Below are 8891 nucleotides of genomic sequence, written 5' to 3'. Positions count from 1 at the left end.
GGACAGTAGAAGCAAATATCCATCAGGGCCAGAGGAATCCCTCAATAACAGGCCGAATATATGGGTGCAATGAACTCTTCTCAAAATTGATATCGAATGTCTTGCAAACCGGATGGGTCCATATATGTTTTACTCTACACGGTGGAAAAATAACAAATGGCAGAATAATACTTCCAATCTATTCAATAGAGGAAGAGTACCAAACAGAAGCGAATGATGGAGTAATTAAAAAAATCTTCATAGACAAAAATAAAAAACCATTAATCCTAAGACATCTTTTAAAACTTGGTATTAATGAAGCTTTTGTTTTTCCAGAATTAGAGTATCAAACTAAATCAATATTATCTTATTGTATTACAAAAAAAGACAGTGAAATTTAAATTTATCTCATACAGTAAAAGGATTTTATATGACTAAACTGCAAAAAAGCCATATCGAGGAAATGGAAGCCAAGCTAGCTAAGCTCAAAGCAGAAACGGTCGATTCCCCTGCACAGGCAAAAGCCCGTAAGCTCGTTAAACCTGTATTTTTAAGTATCGCAGCTGTCTTTGGTGTGCTTTTTATTGCACTGATTATTGATATTAGCAACGACCCCGAGCCAGTAGTAAGCACGGACACGAGCATCCCCACACCAGCCGTAAACACGATGAATGAAATTGAGGCGGCTAAATGGCAAGCGCTCCAAGGTGTCAGTGATTGCCAACTTGCACTTAGCGTATACAACGATTATCAACCGATCTTTGCCGAGCTGCACCAGTACCTTACTAAAGCTAACCTTCCAACCTATGAAGAGTTATATAACTGGAAACAGCTGACCCGCTTGGACGAGCGCATTGAAGAGTTAGATAACAAATACCCTCAATCCTACAAAGTCTCAATGCAAAACGTACTATTTGCCAAGAACCTCGGCTTCGCAACAGGCCAGTATTGGCGCGACGCCCATTCGAGCATGCGCCGCACCAATAACCAAGGCCCAATCGACACGGAACAACCCAGTCGAATGAATGATGACCTGCAACTGCTCAAACAAAACTGCCCCGAAGAATTTAAAGAAATTAAGTAGGAAGAAGTATGGCCACAGAGTTAACCGTCGGCGTTATTGGCGCAGTTGCGACGATCATAGCAGCATTAATTGGGATTATTGTCGCCGTTACGACAGCGGTGATATCTAAAGAACAAAAAATATCAGAGTTCAGACAAGATTGGATTAATGAAATGCGAAAAGATGTAGCCTCTTTATTAACGACATACAATGATTGTTTGTATCATGTAAAATATGGCGCTTTGAATAGTTTAATTGACAACTCAATCAGCTTTCATACAGATGAGTATCTAAAATCAAACTTATTCAAACTTATTCAACACTCAAGCAGCATTAAATTTAGACTTAACCCAGAATCTGACAAAGCCTTAATCAGAAGAATAAACAACATCCGCGAAATAATTGTAGAAATTTCAACCAGCAAAAATGAACAAGATATAACAAATGCGTTTACTAAAGGAAAATCTGATATAGAAAAATTAGAATCTGACTTTCACAAAGTATTAAAATCTGAATGGGAGCGGGTTAAAAGAGGTGAAAAGCATTTTGTCAGATTTAGAAGTTTAGGTGAAATATGTTTATTTGCATTTATAGCTGTTTTTTTCGTTGTGCTGGCCTTTGTAAAAATCCCAGAACTCGCTATCTTACTAAGTTAACGATTCATGAATCTGCAGTGATATAAAAATGGCAATCATCAAACAACCTGATGGCACTTGGAAACTCGATATGCGCGTAGATGGCCGTGATAGCCGTCGCATTCGCAAGAGCTTTACCACCAAAGCCGAAGCCCTTGGCTATGAGCGTTATATCCTCAAAAAAGTCGACGATAAACCTTGGCTAGGTAATGCCACCCAAGACAATTGCAGCCTGTGGGAGATCATGCAGCGCTGGCATGACTTACATGGCCAGCAACTGACCGATGAAAGCCCACTGTCACGCGGTCCACTATTTAGCTCACGCAGTAAGGCGTTCGCTCAGACGATTAAGCGCACCGGACTCACCTTCCCCGAAGGGCAGATGACCCATATTTTACGCCACACCTTCGCCAGCCATTTTATGATGAACGGCGGCAATATTCTGGTGCTAAAACAAATCCTCGGCCACGCCGACATCAAAGAAACCATGCGCTACGCTCACTTCGCCCCAGAGCATCTGGACGACGCCATCACCAAAAACCCACTGGCGAATTTAGGAAATACTACGGAATGAAAATGACCGTTAAACATTGGGCTGGATTAATGACTGCAGTTTTCCTGCTGTTGTTAGTCCCCTATTTCTTTAAGTTTCACTATGGTCTTTCCGGTGATTCACAAGATTGGGCCCACTTCGGCACCTATATCGGCGGCACGTTGGGTCCAATAGGAGCATTCCTCGCATTCTGGGGATTGATGCAGCAAAATAAGATGTATAGAGAAAATGCTGAGATTGAACGACTTATCGCTAAACTAACTTTGTTAGATAGTGATATTTTAATTTTGATAGGAAAATGTTTCATTACGTCTAATGAGTGGAAGTTAAGAAATGGTATGAACTCTTCTACCTATATATATGGTGCTGAAATTGAGACCATCTATCTAGACACATTACTTACAGCCGATGAGCCAACTTCAAAAGACATTATCCAAGAAAAAAGAACAGATTTAGCGCATAATGTTGGCTTAATAGGTAAACAGCCAAAGCAGATAAACTATCGCTTATTATGTGCACTTGAAAGTAAGTTAAAACTCATTAATCGTTATATTATAACCGTTCAAAACATTAGTCCGACCAATGTTGAAATTGCACATTACAATAATAAATATCAATATTTATTAAAAGAAATGCATAAAAAGAAGTGGATAAACTTTGATTCATTTGGCAGTTAAATCGAATCCTTGGCCACGCCGACATCACCCAAAACCCACTGGCGAATTTGAATGATTAGTACAATTTTTGGAAAGTATTTTGAGCAGTTATCCAAGCATTGGGGCGTCATTGCAGCCCTTATTACATTCTTAGCCTCAATAGTCGGCATAGTCTCCGCTAAAGAGTTCTATTCATTTTTTCATGTTAATTATCTCGAACTTGCTGAATTTAATGACTTTATAAAACATTTAATATCAAGACCTTATTTAGGTTTTGTCTCATTAACAGTGATGATTGCTATACCAGCACAAATTTACATTACGTACTTAATAGATAAGAAAGAAACTAACTTAAAAAAATTTTATGAAAGCCAAAAAATTAAGAATATAAAGGTGAAATTTAAGCTTAAATTTAAAGTTAGTCAGTTTTTACTTTTAGCAGGCAGCCAAACGATAATTTGTGTAATTGCTTACTTTATACTTATTGCTATAACAGAGAATGAACTAGAAAGGCTTAAATCTACAGAATACACACTTTTTAATGTTGTGACTGACACCGCACCATTAACATGCGCCAGTTACATTGGACGAGTAAATATAAATCACATCTTTTGGGACCGGACAAACAGAGTTATTATCGTCCCTTCATCTTCCATAAAAAACATGACGTTTGTTGCGTCACTTGCTAAACGGCCAAAAGAGTTTGTCGCTGATAATCACGTTAGGACCAATGAATACCTTAATTGGGAAAAACACATAAAGGAAACCTGTGGTAAGGAATTTGAGATACCTGCAATTAGGTCGTAGAACACCAAGTGTCCACATTGTGCCCACACAGCTTGTTATTCACCATCGTTATCAATCCTCAGCAATCAGATAAGTATTTGATTAAATTGTAACTAACTGATTTTAAATGGTATAGAAAGAAATGTAGGTGTTCTGGACGCGGGTTCAAGTCCCGCCGCCCCACCAATTTAAGTAATTAAGACGTCTCAGGACGTCTTTTTTCTTGCCTGAAAAAACTAAAATCAATGACTTAGACTAAAGTCAGTCCATAGACGTCCAATAATGGTTGGTAAGATACACGATTTTAGTCAGTTCAGAAGTCACCCCAAGACTTTGCCTTAACGTCTGGTGTGACTCAAATAGGTTGCTGTTAGTTGTGAACTTCTAACCAAAATAAAGCCGACGTTCTCTATCTAAACCCACTCAGTTTTGCACTATAAAGTGTGTGGGCTCATTTCGAGCCATTCCCCGACTCAACTCTGCTTTTCGACCTTGTTGATGCTGCCTTTATATCCGGTGGCATCGACGGCTTTAAGCAAATTGTCGAGGTTAACATCTTCTGCGACTGTGACTACGGCTTGCTCGGTTTTAAGGTTCGCTTTGGCTTTGAGCACGCCATCGGTTTTGCGAAGGGCTTGATTGACCACAGTGACACATAATGGGCAGGTCATACCTTTGACATCGAGTATGACCAATAAATTACCCGCCCAAGTTAATGGCGCAAAACTCAGTAATGTGATGACTAGTGTGGTAAGTGATAGTGGCTTCATTCAAACACCTCAAGCAGCCAAGGTAAAACAAAGGGATAGAGTTGGAAAGCGAGCACTATAGGCACTGTGAGCCAATAGATCAGCTGCATTTGTCCTCGGCTAAACTGACCCGTGCAAAGCGGCTTTTTAGCAAAGTATAAACGCCAAAACCCAAGCAAAATCAACCCTGTTGACAGTATCAACATGGGCACTTGCAACCAACCTAAGCTCGATAACCCCGACAGTCCCGCCGCAGAGACGCCAAACACTAAATAGATTAAGGGTGCGATACAGCAAAGGCTGGAGGCAAGGGCCGCAATCACTGCTGCGGCCATGGTCGCTAACAGCTGCTTAACGCTGTTCGCTTGACTTGTAGTCATAGGCAAATACTTTTGGCTCATAGTAATTAACAGGATCGCCGTCCACTTCGGCATAGGGATAACCAAAATTGTTGAGTGGAGTCTGCTCCGTTGCGGGGAATAAGTCAAAATCGCGGCCATAGTTAAAGCCGACCCAGTTCATTTCCCAGTTGCCAAACAGGTAGTCATTGACGGCTTGCACCGCAGGATCGCTATGTTCCTTATTCTCGGTGAGGCGCATTTTAGTCACATCCGCAGGGTCCGCGGGTAACCAGCCATAGCCAGCAAGGTAGAACATAGCACGGCAATGTTGGCCACCAGTGACATCGGCAACCCCTTTATCGTCGGCGCTGCCAAAGGCTTTTTTAGAGTATTGGCCCATCTTGACGGCTTGACCTAATCGAATACCAAACATCTCACGGGCGGGCACACCGACGGCGCGCATCAGCGCCACAAATACCGAGTTGATATCGGTACATTTCCCGCCAAGTTTGCCACTCTCGAGGATCGTCGCCACATCACCAGTACCACAACCAATCACATTGTTATCTCGGAACATATTGGCACTGACCCAGTTATAAATGAGTCGCGCTTTTTTCAATGGATCCGTTTCACCAGCCACTATTTTATCTGCCGTCTGTTTAACAATACCGTCGATTGGCATATGTTTCGTCGGCTGTAGGTAGAGTGCAACATCGGCAGGATAGTGAAGTTCAGTTGGTGTCCGGTAGTGGGTTAATTCCCCGCCTTTAATGGGCTCCCAATCTTCGGTTTCTATCACTAATTCAACCGTTATGGTCATCTTGCCCTTAGCATCGGGCCAAGTAGCAAACAGGGTTTTAGCACCATAAGCATTATTTGTGCTGATGTAGGCATCTTGGTATGTGCCGTTAAAATCAAGTTTGCGGATCTGCTGAAAGGCAGTTTCTTCCGGTAGCGGGATCCACAAGTTAACAACACCCTCAGAGCCATAGGGGGCCACCAAATTATAGGCGTTAATCAGGGAAAAACGACGACGCCCCCCCGAGGAAGGAAGCTCAATGGCACTCGATTTAGCTGAAGCCAATACCGGAGTGATAGCCGCGGCGGTCGATAAAAGCGCCGCAGTTTTAAGAAAATCACGTCTTTGCATAGGGTACATTCCTTACCATTGATTAGCGTCAGAAAAAGAAGCGTAAAGTAATGCTTGGCATTATAGGGCGTCCTACATCGAGCACAATAACGCAGCGGCCCAAACGCTCAAAAACCTACGGCAGAGCACATTAAGTGCACAAATTCACATTACTTCAGACAAAACTCCCCAATGTTGGGGAGATGAATAGGAATAAAGTCACTGGCTAAATCATTGACCCTAAATCATTGCACCTAATTATGCTCCACCACAGATAGCTGCACTAATTCTTTGTACACCTTTACTTCAGCTTGATTTTGCCCGTCTTTTGGGTGCAAAGAGAGTTACACCAATAAACTCAACAACCAAATACTCAACTTTTATTGAGCAAAGCATGAATACATGCAACTCGGCTCAATACACAACAAATGGCGAATATCCTCGTTAATAGGGGATTTTATTAAAAAATAATTGCAATAATACCTAAAAATACAAATAATGTTGCACATTCGCTGAGTGTGTCATTCAATTTTATTTGCAGATTAGAGAGATAATGAAAACCATTATTCACGCTGAAAGTGCTCCCACGGCCATTGGCCCCTATTCCCACGGCACGGCCTATGGCAATCTCATTTTTACCTCAGGGCAACTCCCTGTCTGTAAAGAAAAAGGAGGGGTTGTTGACGGAGGGATCACCGAGCAATCGATTCAGTCGTTGGAGAATCTAAAATATGTGCTCGAAGCGGGTGGCGGTAGTTTAGAAACGGTACTCAAAACAACTTGTTACCTTGCCGAGATCAGTGACTTTGCCGCCTTTAACGAAGTGTATAAAACCTATTTTAAAACTGACTGTCCAGCGCGCAGCTGCTTTGCCGTTAAGGATCTTCCGCTAGGTGTAAAAATAGAAATTGAAGCCATAGCCCACGTTAACATTTAAGCATTGTAAGGTTGTAACCCCATGATCCCCCAATGGCAGCAGTATATTCAGATCATCAATCAAGTCGTCAAACCGGCATTAGGCTGCACAGAACCCATAGCCGCCGCCTATGCATCGGCCGTTGCTCGTGCACTACTTAATGCAGAACCCAGTTCAATTTCGGTACAAGTATCTGATAATCTTTATAAAAACTCTATGGGTGTGTATGTTCCAGGCACTGGCAAAATCGGCCTTGCGATTGCAGCTGCAGCGGGGGCTATTGCGGGTAACGCGGATGCGGGCTTAGAAGTACTTGCCACTATCACTCCCGAACAGGTCGCCCAGGCACAACGCCTTATTGATGCGGGCCAAGTGAAAGTGGAGCGAACCGAAACGGCAGAATTTATCTATTGCTGTGTCACCCTCAAGGCAGGCGATCAAGAAGCGCAAGTAAAAATTTGCGGCGGTCACACCCTGATTGCTGAAAAGCGCCTCAATGGCGAGCCAGTTTACACCTCAGATAGCACCCAATCGGTCGCCACGGGCTCCATCTGTGATGGGGTTGAGATTAGTATCGAATCTATCTATAAGTTTGCCCTAGAAGTCCCCTTTGAGGAGATTAAATTTATCCTTAAAGCCTCTGAATTAAATGGTAAATTGTCCGATGAAGGCATGGCGAATCCCTATGGACTCGAAGTAGGTCGTACCATGAAAAGTGGTATTGCAGCCGGGATCATTGGCGAAGACTTACTGAATAAAATTGTCATGCTCACTGCAGCGGCTTCCGATGCCCGTATGGGCGGCGCTAATCTACCTGCCATGAGCAATCTTGGTAGCGGCAACCAAGGTATTGCTGCCACCATCCCAGTGGTATTAACCGCACAATGCTATAACGCCAGCGAAGAAAAACTTGCCCGCGCCTTGATCATGAGCCACCTAGGGGCAATTTATATCAAGTCACACTATCCGCCACTGTCAGCATTTTGTGGTAATACAGTCACCAGTGCCGCTGCATCTATGGCCATGGTGTATTTGGCAGGGGGATCATTTGCGCAATCCTGTTTCGCAATCCAAAACGTGATCAGCGACAGCTCCGGCATGGTGTGTGACGGTGCCAAGGCTTCCTGCGCCATGAAGGTCAGCACTTCGTCCAGTGCGGCCGTTCGCTCATTTCTGATGGCATTAAGTAGCCACAATGTTTCTGGCCAAGGCATTATTGCCACCGATGTTGAAAAAACCATTAAAAACATTGGCAAAATGGTCCTCAATGGCATGTCATCCACCGATGTCACGATAATCGATATCATGTCGACATAATGGCTTTAATCCGCTGCGATTGGGCGGATTGATAATGAAAGGTTGAAATTGTGAAACTGCAAGATTTAACGCAAAGTGATCTGGGAATTCTCAAATCCATCGAAAATATCGTCGATGGCATTGCCGCCATGTATGGCGAGCACACAGAAGTGGTATTGCATAGCCTAGATGCCAAACATCCCTCCGTGGTTAAAATTGCCAATGGTCATGTCACTGGGCGTGAAGTGGGTGCTCCGATCACCAATCTCGCCCTACTGAAATTGAAAACGGGGCAAGATATCTCCAATTCTTACCTCACCAAATGCGCCAATGGTAAGACGCTAAGATCGATCACGACTGTGATCCGCAACAGTAAAAATCTGCCCATTGGACTGTTATGCATCAATACCGATATGGATGCACCGCTGCAATCCGTGCTGCGCACTATGATGCCGGATCACCTATTTAGCACCGAACTCACTAGCTCACCCGAGGTCTTTGCCCGAAATATCGATGAAGCGCTCCACAGCACTATCGATAGCATTAATAATGAAGTTCGCTCGAATCCTGCGATTTCACCATCACAGAAGAGCCGTGAAATTGTCAATCAGCTCCATGAGTTAGGTATTTTTGAGCTAAAAGACAGCGCTCAGGTGGCCGCAACCAGATTAGGTATTTCAGTACACTCAATTTACCGCTACCTGCGGGAAATTAAAGCCAACCACGCCTAATACGCTAAAACGGGGCTGGGATGCTGCAGATCTCAGCCCTTTTTTAGGCTACCACCG

General features: G+C 43.3%; 11 protein-coding genes and 1 pseudogene. 9 read left to right on the top strand and 3 right to left on the bottom strand.

What is annotated here, in order from left to right; translation table 11 throughout:
• From SOHN41_RS05675 to SOHN41_RS05650, 6 genes and pseudogenes are all read left to right on the top strand, one after another.
• A pseudogene (locus SOHN41_RS05675) lies at positions 1-380 on the top strand (hypothetical protein); the annotation flags it as partial.
• A gap of 29 nt (positions 381-409) precedes the next feature.
• A complete protein-coding gene (locus SOHN41_RS20190; protein ID WP_007646470.1) occupies positions 410-1063 on the top strand; it encodes a hypothetical protein in 654 nt (217 codons plus the stop codon).
• 8 nt (positions 1064-1071) lie between these two features.
• Complete coding sequence (locus SOHN41_RS05665; RefSeq protein WP_007646468.1) at positions 1072-1698, top strand: hypothetical protein; 627 nt, start codon at positions 1072-1074, stop codon at positions 1696-1698.
• Positions 1699-1726: 28 nt separating this feature from the next.
• Entirely contained in the window at positions 1727-2251 is a 525-nt protein-coding gene (locus tag SOHN41_RS05660) for a tyrosine-type recombinase/integrase (RefSeq protein WP_007646466.1), read from the top strand.
• The gene (locus SOHN41_RS19600) at positions 2248-2907 is read left to right on the top strand and encodes a hypothetical protein (protein ID WP_007646465.1); all 660 of its coding nucleotides are present in this window, start codon (positions 2248-2250) and stop codon (positions 2905-2907) included. Before SOHN41_RS05660 ends, SOHN41_RS19600 begins: the two co-directional genes overlap by 4 nt.
• A 51-nt stretch (positions 2908-2958) precedes the next feature.
• Entirely contained in the window at positions 2959-3693 is a 735-nt protein-coding gene (locus tag SOHN41_RS05650) for a hypothetical protein (protein WP_007646464.1), read from the top strand.
• Between the two features lie 452 nt (positions 3694-4145).
• On the opposite strand, the gene SOHN41_RS05645 is transcribed toward SOHN41_RS05650, so the two are convergent.
• From SOHN41_RS05645 to SOHN41_RS05635, 3 genes are read right to left on the bottom strand one after another with little or no spacing between them, the layout of a single operon-like run.
• Complete coding sequence (locus SOHN41_RS05645; RefSeq protein ID WP_007646463.1) at positions 4146-4442, bottom strand: heavy-metal-associated domain-containing protein; 297 nt, start codon at positions 4440-4442, stop codon at positions 4146-4148.
• The gene (locus SOHN41_RS05640; RefSeq protein ID WP_007646461.1) at positions 4439-4756 is read right to left on the bottom strand and encodes a mercuric transporter MerT family protein; all 318 of its coding nucleotides are present in this window, start codon (positions 4754-4756) and stop codon (positions 4439-4441) included. The genes SOHN41_RS05645 and SOHN41_RS05640 overlap by 4 nt, the downstream gene beginning before the upstream one ends.
• A 16-nt stretch (positions 4757-4772) precedes the next feature.
• Positions 4773-5912, bottom strand: coding sequence for a transglutaminase-like domain-containing protein (locus SOHN41_RS05635; RefSeq protein ID WP_037458224.1), 1140 nt, complete (start codon positions 5910-5912; stop codon positions 4773-4775).
• A 532-nt stretch (positions 5913-6444) separates the two neighbouring features.
• On the opposite strand from SOHN41_RS05635, the gene SOHN41_RS05630 reads away from it, so the two are divergent.
• Genes SOHN41_RS05630 through SOHN41_RS05620 form a run of 3 tightly spaced genes read left to right on the top strand, consistent with a single transcriptional unit; the run spans position 6445 to position 8834 of the window.
• On the top strand, positions 6445-6828 hold the full coding sequence (locus SOHN41_RS05630) for a RidA family protein (protein WP_007646457.1): 384 nt from the start codon (positions 6445-6447) through the stop codon (positions 6826-6828).
• A gap of 21 nt (positions 6829-6849) precedes the next feature.
• The gene (locus SOHN41_RS05625; RefSeq protein WP_007646456.1) at positions 6850-8124 is read left to right on the top strand and encodes a serine dehydratase subunit alpha family protein; all 1275 of its coding nucleotides are present in this window, start codon (positions 6850-6852) and stop codon (positions 8122-8124) included.
• Positions 8125-8174: 50 nt separating this feature from the next.
• Positions 8175-8834, top strand: coding sequence for a helix-turn-helix transcriptional regulator (locus tag SOHN41_RS05620; RefSeq protein ID WP_007646454.1), 660 nt, complete (start codon positions 8175-8177; stop codon positions 8832-8834).
• Positions 8835-8891 lie beyond the last annotated feature (57 nt).

The sequence above is a fragment of the Shewanella sp. HN-41 genome (assembly GCF_000217915.1).
Lineage (GTDB): Bacteria > Pseudomonadota > Gammaproteobacteria > Enterobacterales > Shewanellaceae > Shewanella.
This window is presented reverse-complemented; position numbering and strand designations above follow the sequence as displayed.

Excerpts from the sequence above, each read along its gene's own strand:
- SOHN41_RS05630 (WP_007646457.1), top strand. The coding sequence starts at position 6,445 with ATGAAAACCATTATTCACGCTGAAAGTGCTCCCACGGCCATTGGCCCC.
- SOHN41_RS05665 (WP_007646468.1), top strand. The coding sequence starts at position 1,072 with ATGGCCACAGAGTTAACCGTCGGCGTTATTGGCGCAGTTGCGACGATC.
- SOHN41_RS05635 (WP_037458224.1), bottom strand. The coding sequence starts at position 5,912 with ATGCAAAGACGTGATTTTCTTAAAACTGCGGCGCTTTTATCGACCGCC.
- SOHN41_RS05650 (WP_007646464.1), top strand. The coding sequence starts at position 2,959 with ATGATTAGTACAATTTTTGGAAAGTATTTTGAGCAGTTATCCAAGCAT.
- SOHN41_RS05625 (WP_007646456.1), top strand. The coding sequence starts at position 6,850 with ATGATCCCCCAATGGCAGCAGTATATTCAGATCATCAATCAAGTCGTC.
- SOHN41_RS05645 (WP_007646463.1), bottom strand. The coding sequence starts at position 4,442 with ATGAAGCCACTATCACTTACCACACTAGTCATCACATTACTGAGTTTT.
- SOHN41_RS19600 (WP_007646465.1), top strand. The coding sequence starts at position 2,248 with ATGAAAATGACCGTTAAACATTGGGCTGGATTAATGACTGCAGTTTTC.
- SOHN41_RS05660 (WP_007646466.1), top strand. The coding sequence starts at position 1,727 with ATGGCAATCATCAAACAACCTGATGGCACTTGGAAACTCGATATGCGC.
- SOHN41_RS20190 (WP_007646470.1), top strand. The coding sequence starts at position 410 with ATGACTAAACTGCAAAAAAGCCATATCGAGGAAATGGAAGCCAAGCTA.
- SOHN41_RS05640 (WP_007646461.1), bottom strand. The coding sequence starts at position 4,756 with ATGGCCGCAGCAGTGATTGCGGCCCTTGCCTCCAGCCTTTGCTGTATC.